The organism is Amycolatopsis alkalitolerans (assembly GCF_006152065.1).
Taxonomy (GTDB): Bacteria; Actinomycetota; Actinomycetes; order Mycobacteriales; family Pseudonocardiaceae; genus Amycolatopsis_E; species Amycolatopsis_E alkalitolerans.
The window spans coordinates 131,774-147,520 of sequence record NZ_VDFW01000017.1 but is presented as its reverse complement, the minus strand read 5'-3'; the positions used below and the strand labels follow the sequence as shown (position 1 = coordinate 147,520).

At 69.9% G+C, this 15,747-nt stretch carries 15 protein-coding genes and 1 pseudogene; 8 read left to right on the top strand and 8 right to left on the bottom strand.

Translation table 11 applies throughout. The features are described 5' to 3' along the window. Nucleotides 1–94, top strand: a pseudogene (locus FG385_RS34920) (succinate--CoA ligase subunit alpha); the annotation flags it as partial. A 55-nt stretch (nt 95–149) separates the two neighbouring features. Here the strand turns inward: FG385_RS34920 and FG385_RS20090 are convergent. Further along, entirely contained in the window at nt 150–1,373 is a 1,224-nt protein-coding gene (locus FG385_RS20090; RefSeq protein WP_139098309.1) for an MFS transporter, read from the bottom strand. A 93-nt stretch (nt 1,374–1,466) separates the two neighbouring features. Between FG385_RS20090 and FG385_RS20085 the strand changes: the two genes are divergently transcribed. Next, nucleotides 1,467–3,812 (top strand): glycoside hydrolase family 3 protein, encoded by a 2,346-nt coding sequence (locus FG385_RS20085; RefSeq protein ID WP_139098308.1) that lies wholly within the window; start codon nt 1,467–1,469, stop codon nt 3,810–3,812. An 11-nt stretch (nt 3,813–3,823) separates the two neighbouring features. After that, nucleotides 3,824–4,420: a TetR/AcrR family transcriptional regulator gene (locus FG385_RS20080; protein WP_139098307.1), complete on the top strand. Its 597-nt coding sequence runs from the start codon at nt 3,824–3,826 to the stop codon at nt 4,418–4,420. A 132-nt stretch (nt 4,421–4,552) separates the two neighbouring features. Here FG385_RS20080 and FG385_RS20075 read toward each other — a convergent pair whose 3' ends face one another. From FG385_RS20075 to FG385_RS20050, 6 genes are all read right to left on the bottom strand, one after another. After that, on the bottom strand, nt 4,553–6,103 hold the full coding sequence (locus FG385_RS20075) for a Na+/H+ antiporter (protein WP_139098306.1): 1,551 nt from the start codon (nt 6,101–6,103) through the stop codon (nt 4,553–4,555). A gap of 54 nt (nt 6,104–6,157) precedes the next feature. Continuing rightward, nucleotides 6,158–6,874, bottom strand: coding sequence for a class I SAM-dependent methyltransferase (locus FG385_RS20070; RefSeq protein ID WP_139098305.1), 717 nt, complete (start codon nt 6,872–6,874; stop codon nt 6,158–6,160). Nucleotides 6,875–6,964: 90 nt separating this feature from the next. Beyond that, nucleotides 6,965–7,426 (bottom strand): Rv2732c family membrane protein, encoded by a 462-nt coding sequence (locus tag FG385_RS20065; protein ID WP_139098304.1) that lies wholly within the window; start codon nt 7,424–7,426, stop codon nt 6,965–6,967. After that, nucleotides 7,423–8,913 (bottom strand): tRNA (N6-isopentenyl adenosine(37)-C2)-methylthiotransferase MiaB, encoded by a 1,491-nt coding sequence (gene miaB, locus FG385_RS20060; RefSeq protein WP_139098303.1) that lies wholly within the window; start codon nt 8,911–8,913, stop codon nt 7,423–7,425. Before miaB ends, FG385_RS20065 begins: the two co-directional genes overlap by 4 nt. A 99-nt stretch (nt 8,914–9,012) precedes the next feature. After that, on the bottom strand, nt 9,013–9,360 hold the full coding sequence (locus FG385_RS20055) for a type II toxin-antitoxin system PemK/MazF family toxin (RefSeq protein WP_139098302.1): 348 nt from the start codon (nt 9,358–9,360) through the stop codon (nt 9,013–9,015). Continuing rightward, a complete protein-coding gene (locus tag FG385_RS20050) occupies nt 9,360–9,578 on the bottom strand; it encodes a ribbon-helix-helix domain-containing protein (RefSeq protein WP_139098301.1) in 219 nt (72 codons plus the stop codon). Before FG385_RS20050 ends, FG385_RS20055 begins: the two co-directional genes overlap by 1 nt. 215 nt (nt 9,579–9,793) lie before the next feature. Between FG385_RS20050 and FG385_RS20045 the strand changes: the two genes are divergently transcribed. The 4 genes from FG385_RS20045 to FG385_RS20030 all read left to right on the top strand — a co-directional run bounded on the left by FG385_RS20045 (nt 9,794) and on the right by FG385_RS20030 (nt 13,108). After that, nucleotides 9,794–10,522, top strand: coding sequence for an amino acid ABC transporter ATP-binding protein (locus FG385_RS20045; RefSeq protein WP_200834561.1), 729 nt, complete (start codon nt 9,794–9,796; stop codon nt 10,520–10,522). Between the two features lie 54 nt (nt 10,523–10,576). Continuing rightward, nucleotides 10,577–11,485, top strand: a complete 909-nt coding sequence (locus tag FG385_RS20040; protein ID WP_139098299.1) for a glutamate ABC transporter substrate-binding protein — start codon at nt 10,577–10,579, stop codon at nt 11,483–11,485. A 91-nt stretch (nt 11,486–11,576) separates the two neighbouring features. Further along, a complete protein-coding gene (locus tag FG385_RS20035; RefSeq protein ID WP_139098298.1) occupies nt 11,577–12,224 on the top strand; it encodes an amino acid ABC transporter permease in 648 nt (215 codons plus the stop codon). Beyond that, complete coding sequence (locus FG385_RS20030) at nt 12,221–13,108, top strand: amino acid ABC transporter permease (protein ID WP_139098297.1); 888 nt, start codon at nt 12,221–12,223, stop codon at nt 13,106–13,108. Before FG385_RS20035 ends, FG385_RS20030 begins: the two co-directional genes overlap by 4 nt. 1 nt (nt 13,109) lies before the next feature. On the opposite strand, the gene ggh is transcribed toward FG385_RS20030, so the two are convergent. Next, a complete protein-coding gene (gene ggh, locus FG385_RS20025; protein ID WP_139098296.1) occupies nt 13,110–14,498 on the bottom strand; it encodes a glucosylglycerate hydrolase in 1,389 nt (462 codons plus the stop codon). An 81-nt stretch (nt 14,499–14,579) separates the two neighbouring features. Here ggh and FG385_RS20020 point away from each other — a divergent pair, with 81 nt between their 5' ends. Further along, nucleotides 14,580–15,743, top strand: a complete 1,164-nt coding sequence (locus FG385_RS20020; protein WP_139098295.1) for an ROK family transcriptional regulator — start codon at nt 14,580–14,582, stop codon at nt 15,741–15,743. Nucleotides 15,744–15,747: the final 4 nt, after the last annotated feature.

The following is a 15,747-nucleotide window of genomic DNA, read 5'->3' as shown; positions in this document are numbered from 1 at the left end:
AGCCAAAAAACAAGCCCTCGAAACCGCAGGCGTCAAAGTCGGCAAAACACCATCCGAAACCGCCGCACTGGCACGGAAAGCCATTCAGAAATAGAGAAACGGCAGGCCGCCGGTTCGCCGTAGCGCCCGGCGGCCCGCCCGACAGGCATTCACCTTCGCCAGAAGGCCACGGCGGGCCGCCCGGGCTGCCGCAGCGACGCCACCAGCGCGGCGGCGACCACACCCAGCACGGCCGCCACCACGAACCCGCCCGCGCCGCCGAGATACGCGGCCAGCAGCACCCCGACCAGCCCGCCAGCGGCCTTCGCACCGTAGAAGAGCCCGAAGTTCGGCAACCCGAGCCGTTCCCCGAAATGACCCTCGACGACACCGGGCAGCAGGGCGTAACACGCCCCGCACGCCGCGCCGGCCAGGCAGGCACCGAGGATCGCGAGCGAACCGATCACCAGCAGTTGCGCGAGCCCGGCCACCACCAACGCTCCACAAAGGACGTTCCGGCGGCCGAACCGAGCGCCCGCCCAGCCGACTCCGGCGCGCCCGATCCCGCTCGCCCCGGCGAACACAGCGGCCGTCAGCACGCCGTCGAACGCCGACAGGTACGCGATGTCGAACAACAACACCGCGGCGGCACCCAGGACCGCGAAGTACAGTTGCCGCGAAGCCGGGCAGCGCACCACCTCCGTGATCGAGTACTGCCGGATCGGCGGGCGGTTGCGGCGCAGGCTCGGGTTCACCGTCTTGTCCAGGGCCCACCGTCGCGGGTCGACGTGCTGAGGCCACCAGTGCTCCGGCGGGTTCCGCAGCACGAGCGCACCCGCCCCGGCGAGTACCAGCACGACGATCGCCGCGGGCACGAAACCAAGTAGCAGGAAGGGAATCGCCCCATACGCGAATGCCCCGCTCGTCAGCGCGACGCGCGAGGACCGTTCCGGATACCAGCGTGCGATGACGCTCACACACGTCCCGTAGACGAGCCCCGCGCCGATCCCGCCGAGCACCGAGTGGCTGACGAGCACGACCGCGAAGCCACCGGATCCGGCCAGCGCGACGAAGCCGGACGCGCACAGAACGGCGCCCACGGCAAGCGTCGCCGCGGGCCGCAGCCCTGCCCGCGCCGCCGGGTAGACGCTCGCGCTCTGGCAGACCGTCCACAGCGCGAGGACCCAGCATCCCTGCTGCCAGGTCCACCCCCGCTCGGCGACGAGCATGGGCAGCAGAGCCCCGTAGCCGTACTGGCCCGCTCCGGCGGCGAGCATCGCCGCCCAGGCTGCGCCCAGCATCCAGCCCCGGGGCCTGCCGAGCAGCGACCGGTCGCTTTCGCCGATCCGGTAACGCCTTCCGTAGAAGTCCTGGATTACTCCGGCTTTTTGCATACAGTATGTAGTATCCTCTTCAGGTCTCATTCGGGTCGCTGCACAGTCGCGAAAGGGTGTACCGACCGACTACTCGGTCGGTATGCTCGGGCCATGACCGGCATCGACAAAGCGATCGCGGCGCTGTCCCTGCCCGCGAAGGTCCGGCTGCTGACCGGCGCGGCGATGTTCAGCCTTCGTCCCGAACCCGAAATCGGCCTCGCCGAACTCGTGCTGTCCGACGGCCCGACGGGGGTCCGCGGCACCCGGTTCACCGGCGGGCCGATCGCGTGCCTGCTGCCGAACGCGACGCTGATCGCCCAGCATTGGGACACTCGGACCGCGGCCGAAGTAGGTTCCCTGCTCGCCGACGAGGCGGCCGCGCAGGGTGTGCACGTCGTCCTCGGCCCGACGATCAACCTCCACCGCAGCCCGCTCGGCGGCCGCCTGTTCGAAGCGTTCAGCGAGGACCCGCTGCTGACCGGCGCGCTCGCCGTCGCCTACGTGAAAGGCTTGCAGGACAAGGGAATTGGCGCGACGCCCAAGCACTTCCTTGCCAACGAGTCCGAGACCGAGCGCACGAGCGTGAGTTCGGTGGCCGACGAGCGCACGCTGCGCGAGGTGTACCTGCTGCCGTTCGAGATGGCCGTCCACGAGGCGCGTCCGTGGGCGGTCATGGCGTCCTACAACAAGATCAACGGGGTGACCGCGACCGAGCACCGGCAGCTGATCGAGGATCTGCTCAAGGGCGAATGGGGTTACGACGGGCTGGTCATGTCCGACTGGTTCGCCACCACCTCGACAGCGCGGAGCGCGAACGGCGGGCTGGACCTGGTGATGCCCGGCCCGGACGGGCCATGGGGCGGCAAGCTCGTCGCGGCGGTCGAGGCCGGTGAGGTTACGGAGTCCACTGTAGACGATCATCTGCGCCGGGTGCTGCGGCTGGCCGAACGTGCCGGTGCCTTTGGCGAGCGGCAGGTCCCGGCCGCGCTCCCGGCGCCGGACAGCCCGCTGCGGCGCGAGCAGCTTCGCCGGATGGCCGCACGCGGGATGACCGTGCTGGTCAACCGCGATGCCACACTCCCCCTTGCGGGGCCGGAAAAGGTGGTCGTCGTCGGACGGCACGCGATCGAGACCATCGGCCAGGGCGGTGGCTCGGCCCGGGTGCGCCCGCCGCATGTCGTCGGCATCGGGGACGCGCTGCGGCAGAAGCTGGGCGCCACCGTGGTCGACGGAGTCGAGGTCCGGGCCGAACCGCTGCCCGCGGCGCCTGGCGTGCTGCGTGATCCGGAGACCGGGGCGGTCGGCATGCGGGTGACAGCCCGTGACGAGGCCGGTGCGGTGCTGGAATCCCGGCCCGTCGACATCGCCGAAGTCACCGCGGGCGACGGCGATTGGCTGGACGCGGCGGCCACGATCGAGTTGTCGGCCGAGATCGTCTCCGCCGACAGTTCGATCATCGCCGGGTTACGGGGCAACGGCGATTGGACCTTCGAAGCCGGTGACACGCACGAGACGGTCCACCTCCCCGAGCCCGCGGAACTCGGCGGCAGCGTGCTGCATCCGCCCGCCTGGACCACCGGCGGGGTGGTCGAGTCCGGCACGCGCGTCAAAGCGGTCACGACCGGGCGGCCGGGCATGCGCAGGCTCGGCCTGGTCGCGCGCATCCCGCCTCGCGCTGACGCCGACGGCATCGCCGAGGCCACCGCGGCCGCGCGTGAAGCCGATCTCGCCGTGGTCGTCGTCGGGCTGACGCAGGAGCAGGAGACGGAAGGTTCGGACAAGACCACGCTCGCCTTGCCGGGCGCGCAAGATGAACTGGTCGGCGCCGTCGCGGCGGTGGCCCGGCGGACCGTGGTCGTGGTCAATGCGGCGACGCCCGTCCTGATGCCCTGGCTCGCAGAGGTCGACGCCGTGCTGTGGGCGGGGCTGCCGGGTCAGGAGGCCGGAGCCGCCGTGGCGGCCGCGCTCACGGGTGAAATCGAACCGGCCGGGCGGCTCGTCACGACCTTCCCCCGCCACGACGGCGAGGGACCGGCCTGGTCGACCACGCCGGTCAACGGAGAACTTCCTTACACGGAAGGAATCGCCGTCGGCTACCGAGGCTGGACGAGCCAGCCCCTGTTCTGGTTCGGCCACGGTCTCGGCTACACCGAATGGAGCTACGGCACCGCGCGACGCGTGGAGGAGGACGGCGTGGTCCGGTCGGTGCACGTCGAAGTCGCGAACGCGGGCGCCCGCGCCGGGCGCGAGGTCGTGCAGGTCTATCTTCGGCCCGAGGGCGAACCGGTGCGGCTCATCGGCTGGGCCGGGGTGGACCTGGCCGCGGGCGAGCGCGCGGAGGTCGAGGTTCGCTGCGATGCGCGAGTGCAGCGCAGGTGGGACAACGGTTCTTGGCAACCGCTGGCAGGCGAAGTGCTGATCGCCCGCGGACTCGGGGATGTCCGGGTGCGGGTGTGAAGGGAGTGAGGATGGCGAAGTCCCGGGGCGAACTGTCCGGCGAGGCGTCGCGGGCGAAGGCCGTCCAGGCGGCGGTCGAACTGTTCGCCACCTCCGGCTATCAGGGGACCTCCATCGCGCGAGTCGCGGAGAAGACCGGGCTCTCGCAATCCGGTCTGCTGCACCATTTCCCCAGCAAGACCGCCCTGCTCTCCGCCGTCCTGGCCGAGCGGGACGCCGAGGACGGCAGGTTCCTCGCAGCACAAGGGAAGCCGGCCGGCTGGGCGGCCTTCGACGCGCTGACCGCGCTCGTCGTGCGCAACGGCACCCGGCCGCAACTGATGGGCTTGTTCGTGCGGGTCGTGGCGGAGGGCACCGAACCGGGGCATCCGGCGCACCGGTGGGTCCGGGAGCATTACGCGGGCATCGAACGGTTCCTCACCGAGGCTGTGCGGGCGGGCCAGGAAAGCGGGGAAATCCGGGCGGACGCGCCGGTCGGCACGCTCGTGCACACCACGGTCGCGGTGCTCGACGGCCTGCAACAGCGGTGGCTGCTCGACACGGACCGGCTCTCGATGGCGGACGAGTTCCGCGCCTACGTCGAACTGCTGCGGTCACGCTGGTCGTAGCTTCGCCGAAAGCCGAACTCGGGGCGCGCGAAAGCCGAACACACCCGCCGCGAAAGCCGAACTCGCGGGCAGCGAGAGCCGGGCTGGCGCGGGTTGGGGCCAACTGGCGCCGGGTGGAGGTTCGGCTGGCGGTCAGTGTTCGTCGTCGCCGAGGACGGTGTGCTCCAGGTCGAGCATGCGCTGGATGCGGCGGCGGGTGTGGTCGGTGATCTCCCCGGTCTGGAACAGCCGCTCCAGTTCGTCCGCCTCCACCGCGAGCAGTTCCCGGCGCAGCCGCCGGTAGGAGTCGGCGGTGGTCAGGTTGGTCATCTCGTCCGGCTCGTCCTCCGCGATCCGCTGCATCCGCGCCTTCCAGGTGTCGCGCAACTGATCGAGCAGGAACTCGGGCGCCGCTTCGTTCTCGGTCAGCGAGTCGAGATGGTCCAGTCCCGCTTGCGTCAGCCGCAGCCGCGCGGTGCTGCGCTCCTGCTGTACGTGCTCCGTCGTCAGCGCCACCCCGGTCCGGCGCACCAGCGGCGCGAGCGTGAACCCCTGCACGACGAGCGTCACCACGATCACCGCGGTCGTCAGCAACAGCACCAGTTCGCGGTATTCGGCCGGTGCGGTCAGCGGGATCGACAGCGCCGCGGCCAGCGGAACCACGCCGCGGGCACCCGCCCACGAGACCACCGTGGGGACCTGCCAGGTGGCGCTCCGGCCGCTTCGCCGCTGCAGCGCGGCCGAGAGCGGGAACACCCACAGCAGGCGGACGACGAGCAGCGTCACCGCGATCAGCAGGGCCTCCAACGGCCACATTGTCGTCGTGGTGAGAGCGCGCACCAGTTCCGGCAACTCGAGCCCGATGAGCCCGAACACGACGCTTTCCAGCAGGAACACGACCGTGCCGTAGACCGCGCCCAGCTGGATGCGGATCCGCGAGCTGGTCACCTTGGTCGCCTGCGTACCGAGAATGACGCTCGTCACCACGACCGCGGTCACGCCCGAGCCTCCGATGGCTTCGGCGAGCACGTACGCGGCGTACGGCGTGACGAGGGAGATGACCGTCTCCAGCACGGGATCCTCGGTGTGCCTCCGCACCAGGTACGCGCCTCCGGCGACCAGCGCGGCGACGAGAAGCCCGCCACCGACGAGGATTCCGAAGTCGGCCGCGGTGTGTCCCCAGTCGACCGCGCCCGCGGCGAGACCGACCGACAGCGCGATCCGGAAGAGCAAGAGGCTGGTCGCGTCGTTGAACAAGCTCTCGGCCTGGACCAGTGCCTGCACGCGCGGCGGCAAGGACAGGCGGCGGCCCAGCGCGGTCACGGCGACCGGGTCGGTGCTGGCGAGCACGGCACCCAGGACGAAAGCCATCCCGAGCGGCAGCGGCGTGATCGCGTTCGCGACGACGGCGACGGCCGCCGCGGAGGCGGCCACCAGCCCGAAGGCGAGGACGCCGACCGGCCGCCATACGGCACGCAGATCACGCCACGGCAGTTCCTCGCCCGCCGCGAACAGCAAGGGCGGCAGCACGACGAGACTGACGACCTCCGGGCTGACGCGGATGTCGGGAACACCGGGCAGCAACCCGGCCACCACGCCCGCCACGACGAGCAAGGAAGGCGCGGGGACCCGCAACCGTCCGGCGAACGCCGCCACCACGGTAGCGAGCACGACAAGGGCGAGAACGATTTCGACGCTACGCATTTCTCCCGAAGATTAATCGAACGCCGCGGCGCGCCGCGACCTCGATACCGGGATTCAGGGCAACTTGAAATAGATCATGGGATTGTCCCGCCCGGTATGCACGGCGGCGGTGAGGCCAAGATCACGGCGCAGCGCGTTCAGTTCGGCCGCGGCGCCGGCAGCCTTCGCACGCGCGAGGGTGAACCAGCGTGTGCGACTGGACTCCAGCCAGCGCAGGACCTCGGCGCCCTCGGTCAACGGCAGCGGTCTGGCGCGGTGGAACACGTCGTGCACGCTCACCGGAGTACCGGGGCGCAGCCGCGGGAAGACGTCCCCGAGGTACCAGCGGGCGAAGCGCGCGCGGTGGTCGGCGTCGATGAACAGGTAGTCGAGATCGGCGACCCAGTCCGTGGTCAGGGTTCGCGCGTCGCCCCGGCGGAACTCCCATCGTCCGGCGGCCAGCGGCCCGGGCACCGTCCAGGCGGCAGTGTCGACCAGGTCCATGGTGATCAGCCGGCCCTGACAGTTGTCCGCGAGCGCGTGCAGGATCCAGCAGGTGGACCAGCCGTGCAGCGAACCGATCTCGACCACCTTCGCCGGCCGGAAGTACCGCAGCAGCAGGTAGGTGACCTCCGCTTCCAGGTCGTCGAGTTGCGTCTTCATCCCGGGCCGTCGCTGCCGGAGGGCGCGCTGCCGCTCCCGCACGTCGCGGAGCGCTCCGGCGTGTTCCCGGTACAGCTCGCGGATCAGTGCCAGGTCGATCGCCTGCGTGATCTTCGCTTGGTTATCCATAATGGACACCAAGCTAGGATTCCGCGGCCACGCCGGGAATCCGGTTGCCCACCCGGGCTCGGTGGGGCTATCCCCTTCCGGCAGGCCCGATCAGGCGCGGGAGAAGGCTGTGCGCATCCAGCTGGCGGCCAGCAGGATGATCGCGACCATGGCGATGATCATGCCGATGCCCGGCCCGTTGCCGGCGGCGCCGTTCGCGCCCGAGGACTGCTGCGACCACACAGCGAGGAGCCCGTCGACCGAGGAGAACCAGCCGCCGATCGCGCAGACCCAGGTCAGCCACCAGCGCCGGGTGATCAGCGCCAGGACCGAGCACAGCACGCCGATCCCCGTCGAGGTGGCCGCGAACAGCTGCGGGACCGCGCCGCCCTGGCCGAACAGCACCTGCCAGCCCGCGTGATCGCCGACCCACGGCAGGAGCTGCCCGATGAGCAGGATGAACACCAGCACCGAGATGATGAATCCCCGCCGCCCGAGTTCCACCGTCTTGGCGACCCGGTGACCGATCGCGTCGACGTCCTCGGCCAGCTTCTCGACATCGCTCTCGTTCATACGCCGCACCCGTCTTTCACCGGCCCGGCCGCGGGAACACCGACGGAAGGCAGCCCGAGGCTCACCCCGTCGGTCTTCGGCCGCAGCCCGGCCTCCACGTTGTCGCCCGCCCGCGTGCGCCGGTGGGTCAGGACATCCCCGTCGGCGACCAGGTGATGCGGGGCCCCGTAGGTGATCACGGTCTCCACCACATCGCCCGGACGCACCGCACGGTCCACCGCCGGCCCGGCCGGGGTGAAGTGCACGAGCCTGCCGTCGCGGGCACGGCCGCTCATCCGGTGCGTCTGGCCGTCCTTGCGGCCCTCACCGGTCGCGACGAGCAGCTCCACCTTGCGCCCGACGAGCTTCTTGTTCTCCTGCCACGCGATGTCGTTCTGCAGTTCGACCAGCCGGTCGTAGCGCTCCTGCACGATCTGCTTCGGCACCTGGCCCGGCATACCGGCGGCCGGCGTGCCGGGGCGCTTGGAGTACTGGAAGGTGAAGGCGCTGGAAAACCGCGCCTGGCGCACGACCTCGAGCGTCGCCGCGAAGTCTTCCTCGGTCTCCCCGGGAAAACCGACGATGATGTCGGTGGTGATCGCCGCGTCCGGCATCGCGGCACGCACCTTGTCCAAAATCGACAGATAGCGGCTGGACCGGTACGAGCGGCGCATCTCCTTCAGCACCCGGTCGGACCCGGACTGCAGCGGCATGTGCAGCTGGTGGCACACGTTCGGGGTCGCGGCCATCGCGTCGATCACGTCGTCGGTGAACGCCGCCGGATGCGGTGAGGTGAAGCGGACCCGTTCGAGCCCGTCGACTCCCCCGGTGGCGCGCAGGAGTTTCGGGAACGCCTGCCGGTCGCCGAACTCGGCCCCGTAGGAGTTGACGTTCTGGCCGAGCAGGGTCACCTCCAGCACACCTTCCGCGACGAGCGCCTCCACCTCGGCGAGCACCTCGCCCGGACGGCGGTCGCGCTCCTTGCCGCGCAGGGACGGGACGATGCAGAACGTGCAGGTGTTGTTGCAGCCGACCGAGATCGACACCCAGCCCGAGTAGGCCGAGTCGCGGCGGGCGGGCAGCGTCGAGGGAAAGGTCTCGAGCGACTCGAGGATCTCGACCTCGGCTTCGGCGTTGTGCCGGGCGCGTTCGAGCAGCACCGGCAGGGAGCCCAGATTGTGCGTGCCGAACACGACGTCGACCCACGGCGCGCGCTTCACGATCTCGCCGCGGTCCTTCTGCGCGAGGCAGCCGCCGACCGCGATCTGCATGTCCGGGTTCGCGTCCTTGGCGGGACGCAGGTGCCCGAGGGTGCCGTACAGCTTGTTGTCCGCGTTCTCCCGCACCGCGCAGGTGTTGAACACGACGAGGTCCGCCGCGCCGCCCTCGGCGACCGGCACATAGCCCGCCTGCTCCAGCTGCCCGGCGAGGCGCTCGGAGTCGTGCACGTTCATCTGGCACCCGAACGTGCGGATTTGGTAGGTTTTGCCGACCTCTGCCGTACTCATCGACTACCAGGGTAAACCTGGTCCGTTCCGGCGCTCACGGCGTCCACGGGTTCCCGGCGCGAACTCCGGCACCGGCGAAATCCTTCACCTTCCGGGCGCTCACAACCCCAGGTGCAACCTCAGCGCGTTGTCCAGCTTCGCCATCACCGCGGGCGGCATCTGACCCGCCTTCCGCCCGACGCGTTCCATCGCCACCGACCGCACCTGCTCGGCCTGCGCCTTGGAGTCCGCCCGCAGCCCGCACTCCTCCGCACGCAGGAGCACCTGGAACGGGTACACCCGCGTCACGTTCGAGGTGACCGGCACGACGGTGACCACCCCGTGCCCCAGCCTGGCCGCGACCGCGTTCGCCCCGTCGTTGCTCACGATCACCGCGGGGCGCGTCTTGCTGGACTCGGCGCCGCGAACCGGATCCAGATCGACGAGCCGGATCTCGGCACGCCGCATCAGTGCGCCGCCAGCCCGTCGCCGGTCACGGCATCCCATACGTCGCCGTCGACCGACCATTCCTCCCAAGCCGACTCGTAGGCGTTCTCGAGCTGCGACGCCCGCAACAGCTCGATCGCGCGGTGGACCACGGCCGAACGGGAGCCCGCCTTCGTCCGTGCCGCGTACTCGTCCAGGAAGGCGACGTCTTCCTCCCTCAGACTCACACTCAGCTTCATACCCTTGATGCTACCCCCTTGGCTACCGTCATGCTACCGCCACTGCCCCGAAAAGCGCCTTTCCGACCGGCTGACTATCGTCTGCGCCAGGTGGGCAGATGACACCTGGATTGCTTTTGGTCCGATTTGCGGGCATCTGCCCTCGCTTCGGTGTTAGATCGCCGGATGGGCAGGGTTGTAGGGAGAGATCGATGAGCACAGCGACGTCGCCGGCGATGATCAGCGCCGCCGGGGTCAACAAGTTCTTCGGCGATCTGCACGTGCTGAAGGACATCAACCTGGAGGTACCGCGCGGCCAGGTGGTGGTGGTGCTCGGCCCGTCGGGGTCGGGCAAGTCGACGCTGTGCCGTGCCATCAACCGGCTGGAGCCCATCGATTCGGGCGAGATCTCGATCGACGGCGAACCGCTGCCCGCCGAAGGCAAGGCGCTCGCGGCACTGCGCGCCGACGTCGGCATGGTCTTCCAGTCGTTCAACCTGTTCGCGCACAAGACCATCGTCGACAACGTCATGCTCGCCCCGGTCAAGGTGCGGAAGATCGCCGCCGCCGAGGCTCGCAAGACGGCCATGGGACTGCTGGACCGCGTCGGGATCGCCGACCAGGCCGCCAAGTACCCGGCGCAACTGTCCGGCGGGCAGCAGCAGCGCGCCGCCATCGCCCGCGCGCTCGCGATGAGGCCGAAGGTCATGCTGTTCGACGAGCCGACCTCGGCGCTGGACCCGGAGATGGTCCAGGAGGTCCTCGACACGATGACCGGGCTCGCGGCCGACGGCATGACGATGCTCGTGGTCACGCACGAGATGGGCTTCGCGCGCCGGGCCGCGAACCGGGTCGTGTTCATGTCCGACGGCGAGATCGTCGAGGACGCCACGCCCGACGAATTCTTCACCCAGCCGAAGTCCGAACGCGCCAAGGACTTCCTGGGCAAGATCCTGACCCACTGAACCCGCGGCGCGAACCCGCGTCGCCCACCGTAAAACAGAGACAGGGGAGTTCCCATGAAGATCCGCACCCTGGCCGCGGGGCTGCTGGTCGGTGCGCTGGCGCTGACCGCCTGCGGCAAGGAGGGCACACCCTCCACCGGCACCGGGGATACGGGCAACGCGGCGGCGGCGCCCAGCTACACGGTCGCGGCGAACGTGTCGGTGCCCGGCTCGCCCACCTTCGCGAAGATGCAGAGCAAGGGCGGCGTAACCATCGGCGTCAAGGACGATCAGCCCGGCCTCGGCCTGAAGGACCCGACCACCGGCAAGTACACCGGGTTCGACATCGAGATCGCGAAGATGGTCGCCGCCGGCCTCGGCTTCGACGAAAGCAAGATCACCTACAAGACGGTCGACTCGGGTGCCCGTGAGGCCGCCATCTCCAACGGAGACGTCGACTACTACGTGGGCACGTACACGATCACCGACAAGCGCAAGCAGCAGGTCTCCTTCGCGGGCCCGTACTTCCAGGCCGGACAGGGCCTGCTGGTGCGCAAGGACGACAACTCGATCACCGGCAAGGACACCCTCAAGGGCAAGAAGGTCTGCTCGGTGACCGGGTCCACCCCGATCCAGCGCGTGCGCGACCAGCAGCTGACCGAGCCGGGGAACATCGTCGAGTTCCAGAAGTACTCGCAGTGCGTGGAGAAGCTCGGCACCAAGGAGGTCGACGCCGTCACCACCGACGACGCGATCCTCAAGGGCTTCGCCGCGCAGGACCCGGACACCCTCAAGGTGGTCGGTGAGCCGTTCTCGGAGGAGCCCTACGGCGTCGGCCTGAACAGGGACGACTCGGCGCTGCGGAACAAGATCGACGACGTGCTGCAGGCCTCGCTGGACGACGGCACGTGGCAGAAGATCTACGACAGCACCCTCGGCAAGTCCGGTTCCACCGCGAGCAAGCCGACCATCCAGCGGTACTGAGCAAAGGCTCACGTGGCCGGTGGGCGCAGCCGCGCCCACCGGCCGCCTTCGTCCTCCGGCACGGTAATCCCTTCACTGCGGGGAAGGCTCGATGAACGTCCTGCTCGACAACATGGACCTGTACGGTCCGTTCTTCCTCACCACGATCAAGCTGTTCCTGATCGCCGGCGCCGCGAGCCTGATCTTCGGCACGTTCCTGGCGATGCTGAGGGTCAGCCCGGTGCCTGTGTTCCGCGCGGTGGGTACGACGTACGTGACGCTGCTGCGCAACACGCCGCTGACGCTCGTGTTCGTGTTCCTCGTCTTCGCCTACCCGCTGCTGCAGATCCTCCAGCTCAGCTACTTCACCGCCGCGGTCGTCGCGCTGACGGTCTATACCTCGGCGTTCATCTGCGAGGTGGTGCGCTCGGGCATCAACACCGTGCCGGTCGGCCAGGCCGAGGCGGCCCGCGCGCTCGGCCTCACCTTCACCCAGGTGCTCGGGCAGGTCGTGCTGCCGCAGGCGATCCGGTCCGTCGTGCCGCCGCTGATGAGCATGCTGATCGCCTTGCTGAAGAACACCACGATCGCCGCCGGGTTCTCCGTCGCCGAGGCCGGCGCGATCCGCCAGTACCTGTCCGAGCGCGGGTACAACCAACTGGTCGGCCTGTTGTGGGTGGCGCTGGGCTTCATCGTCCTGGTCGCGATCCTGTCGCTGATCCAGCGATCCCTTGAGAAGCGCTGGAGGGTCGCCCGATGAGTAACGTCCTGTTCGACATCCCGGGCCCGCGCGCCCGCATACGGCACCGGAGCCTCGCCGCGCTCGGCATCCTCATCGTGCTGGCGGTCCTCGCCTACATCGGCTACCGCTTCTACGACAGCGGGCAGTTCGCGGGCCGCAAATGGGCGTGGCTCGAGTACGTCCAGGTCCAGACCGACCTGGTCAGCGCGGTGCTGGCCACGCTGCGGGCGTTCGCGGTCGGCGCTGTGCTCGCGCTCGTGTTCGGTGCGTTGTTCGCCGCCGGGCGCCTGTCCGACCGCGCCTGGCTCCGGGGCGTCTGCACGACCGTCGTCGAGTTCTTCCGCGCGATCCCGTTGCTGGTCCTGATGTTCCTGTTCTACTACGGCCTGCCGGCTGCCGGGATCCCGATGACCCCGTTCATCGCGGTCGTGCTCGGGCTGACGCTGTACAACGGCTCGGTGCTGGCGGAGGTGTTCCGCGCCGGCGTCCTGGCACTGCCGAAGGGACAGCAGGAGGCCGCGTACGCGCTGGGCATGCGCAAGGCGCAGGTGATGTTCTTCGTGCTGATCCCGCAGGCCGTGCGGGCGATGCTGCCGACGATCATCAGCCAGCTGGTGGTGCTGCTGAAGGACACCGCGCTCGGTTTCCTGGTCACCTATCAGGAACTGCTGTACTACGCGCGCTACATCGGTTCGCAGGGCGTGTTCGGGCGGCCGATCGTGCCGTCGACGATCGTCGTCGCGGCGATCTACATCGCGCTGTGCCTGCTGCTCACCGCGCTCGCGAAATACCTGGAGAAGCGCAACCGCCGCAGCAAGAAGCACCTGGAGGTCGACACGACCGCCGCGGACACCATGGTCCTGGAGGCCCAGGCCCAGGGCGGTGGCCCGCGGATGATGTAGGTCAGTCCGCGCAGAGCCAGTCGAGGACGACTGCCGCGGTCCACGACTGGTCCGTGCTGCCCAGCGGTTCGCCGGTGAAGGGCTGGTAGTACTCGCCGAACGAACCGTCGTCGGTGAGCCGGATCCCGCCCTCGCGCACGCGGCGCGCCCGCTCGTGCCAGCCACGCTGCTCGAAAGCCCAGCTGAACAGCCACACCACGACCGGCCATTGTGGACCACGCCAGTACTGCCGGGGATCGAATCCCGGCCGCATCGGGGAGACCGAAGGCGGTACGGGCGCGAGCAGGCCGGGATGCCCGCACCACCGGTCACTGTCTAAAAGGGACAGTAGACGAAGCTGCACGCTCTCCGGGGCGCCGCCGCACAGCAGCGGCGAGAATCCGGCGATGGTCTGCGTGTCGAGCCAGCGGTTGGTGCGCAGATCGCGGTCACGCGCCATGCCCGAGACCGAGTGGCAACTGGCGGCGACCGCCGCCCGCGCCTTCGCGGCCCAGTCCGCCAGATCGTCGAGGCGATCCGTCTCCTGCCCGAACTCCTTGCCCAGTTCGATCAGCACGTCGCAGGACATCGCGAACAGGGCGGTGATGAACACGTCGCCGACGAGGAAGCTCGAGTTCTCGACGATCTTGCGCTGGTCGTACCCGGCGCGGCGCATCTCCTCGATCAGCCACAGGTACCGGTCGTACTCACGATCCGTCGGCCTCTCGTCCGGATCGCCCACGACGTGGACGTCCTTGCGCACATACGGCGGCAGCGCCGCGCCGGGGTGCACCGCGTCATACGGCACGTCCCAGCGCGGCGAGTTGTCCATCCCGGACTCCCAGCCGTGCACGATCGCGATCAGCCCGCTCGAACCGGGCGTGCGGTACTCGACGAGCCAGCGGTGCCAGGCGTAGAGCGAAGCCCAGATCCGGCGGGCGAAACGCTCCGCGCGGACCCGGTCGTCCGGCCCCGAGCGGCGCGCGATGTCGAGCACCCGGCGCACCGCGATCGCGTGTACCGGCGGCTGGCAGATCCCGGACGTGCGCACATTCGCCGGCCCGTCGAGCGCGCCGTCGGTGCCCCAGCGGTCGGGGCCGGGGAAGTACGCGTCGTTCTCGGTGAACACGATGTGCGGCACCATGCCGTTCCGCCACTGCGCGGCGAACAGCGTGTCGAGTTCCGCGATCGCGCGCCGCACGTCGAGGCGAGCGAGGCCGATGGAGATGAACGCGGCGTCCCAGCTCCACATGTGCGGGTACAGCCGCGGCGCGGCGGTGATGACGGTGCCCGTGTCGTTGTCCCGCAACACGCGCGCCGCCCTCGCAGCCAGCGTCGGATGCGTGAAGCGGACCGGCCGTCTGTCGTCGGCGGCGCCCTCCGTCGTTCTCGTGACGCTGCCCGCGCGCATCTCGCTCTCTCCGCATCTGGGGACCGGTTTAGACTTCTGTCAGGTAATTGAACATAAGTCTCCGTGGGAGAGCCTGTCAACATGCGCCTGCCTCACCCCGGCCCGCCGACCTCGCCCGGGCACATCCTCGCCGTCCTGCGCGCGGAGGGTCCGCTGACCCGGCAGGAGTTGCAGGACCGCATCGGCCTGTCGCGGCCGACCATGGTCGAACGGCTCGACGTGCTGCAACGGCTCCAGCTGATCCGCCGGACCGGCCTGCAGGCCTCCAGCGGCGGCCGTCCCGCGCAGATGCTCGCCGCCAACGACGTGGGCCGCACCGCCCTGGTCGCCGACATCGGGCAACGGCACGCGACGATCGCGGTGACCGACCTTCGGAGCAGCGTGTTCGCCCAGGTGCACCGCCCGCTGCCGGCGGGTCACCGGCCCGAGGAAACGCTGTCCTACCTGCTGGAGACCGGCCGTGAACTGCTCGCGCGGACCGGGCGCGCGGACAGCCTCTGCGCGTTCGGGCTCAGCGTGCCCGGCCAGATCGACCACGAGCAGGGCACCACGATCGCGCCGCCGACGATGCCGGGATGGACCGGACCGCGGCTGCGTGCGCGGTTCACTGGAGCACTGCCGGTGCCGGTGTTCCTGGAGAACGACGCGAACGCGCTGGCCTTCGGGGCATTCTGCGATCTCGGCAGGCCGGACGCCGCGCTGGTCGGGGTCAAGGTCGGCACGGGTATCGGCGCGGGGCTCGTGATCTCTGGCCGCACGCATCGGGGCGAGACGGCGTCGGCCGGCGAGATCGGGCATATCCGGATCGAGGGGAACGAGCAGCGCTGCGACTGCGGGCGGCGGGGCTGCGTTTCGGCGATCGCCAGCGGGCAGGCGGTCATCCGGCAGCTGCGGCCGACCGGGGTGCGCACCGCGGACGACGTGGTACGCCGCGTCCGGGCCGGGAACCTGGAGGCGATCCGCGTGACCGCGGCGGCTGGGCGCCTCGTCGGGACCGTGCTCGCCACCGTCGTCACGATCGTGAACCCGCGGTACCTGCGGGTGGGCGGCGCGATCGGCGTGCTACCGCCGTTCCTGGACAGCCTCCGTGACGCGGTCCTCGCGAACGCGCATGCGAGCGCCATCGACGGGGTCAGCGTCGACGCGTGCCTGCTCGGCGTCAACACCACCCTCGCGGGCCTTGCCGGGCTGGTGGCGGACGAGATGCTCGCGCCGGCCGCCGTTGACGCGTTGGTGCGCACCTGACGCT

Coding starts and splice junctions, on each gene's coding strand:
- FG385_RS20020 (WP_139098295.1), top strand. CDS start 14,580: ATGCGCCTGCCTCACCCCGGCCCGCCGACCTCGCCCGGGCACATCCTC.
- FG385_RS20080 (WP_139098307.1), top strand. CDS start 3,824: ATGGCGAAGTCCCGGGGCGAACTGTCCGGCGAGGCGTCGCGGGCGAAG.
- FG385_RS20075 (WP_139098306.1), bottom strand. CDS start 6,103: ATGCGTAGCGTCGAAATCGTTCTCGCCCTTGTCGTGCTCGCTACCGTG.
- FG385_RS20035 (WP_139098298.1), top strand. CDS start 11,577: ATGAACGTCCTGCTCGACAACATGGACCTGTACGGTCCGTTCTTCCTC.
- FG385_RS20030 (WP_139098297.1), top strand. CDS start 12,221: ATGAGTAACGTCCTGTTCGACATCCCGGGCCCGCGCGCCCGCATACGG.
- ggh (WP_139098296.1), bottom strand. CDS start 14,498: ATGCGCGCGGGCAGCGTCACGAGAACGACGGAGGGCGCCGCCGACGAC.
- FG385_RS20085 (WP_139098308.1), top strand. CDS start 1,467: ATGACCGGCATCGACAAAGCGATCGCGGCGCTGTCCCTGCCCGCGAAG.
- FG385_RS20040 (WP_139098299.1), top strand. CDS start 10,577: ATGAAGATCCGCACCCTGGCCGCGGGGCTGCTGGTCGGTGCGCTGGCG.
- FG385_RS20065 (WP_139098304.1), bottom strand. CDS start 7,426: ATGAACGAGAGCGATGTCGAGAAGCTGGCCGAGGACGTCGACGCGATC.
- FG385_RS20090 (WP_139098309.1), bottom strand. CDS start 1,373: ATGCAAAAAGCCGGAGTAATCCAGGACTTCTACGGAAGGCGTTACCGG.
- FG385_RS20055 (WP_139098302.1), bottom strand. CDS start 9,360: ATGCGGCGTGCCGAGATCCGGCTCGTCGATCTGGATCCGGTTCGCGGC.
- FG385_RS20050 (WP_139098301.1), bottom strand. CDS start 9,578: ATGAAGCTGAGTGTGAGTCTGAGGGAGGAAGACGTCGCCTTCCTGGAC.
- miaB (WP_139098303.1), bottom strand. CDS start 8,913: ATGAGTACGGCAGAGGTCGGCAAAACCTACCAAATCCGCACGTTCGGG.
- FG385_RS20070 (WP_139098305.1), bottom strand. CDS start 6,874: ATGGATAACCAAGCGAAGATCACGCAGGCGATCGACCTGGCACTGATC.
- FG385_RS20045 (WP_200834561.1), top strand. CDS start 9,794: ATGATCAGCGCCGCCGGGGTCAACAAGTTCTTCGGCGATCTGCACGTG.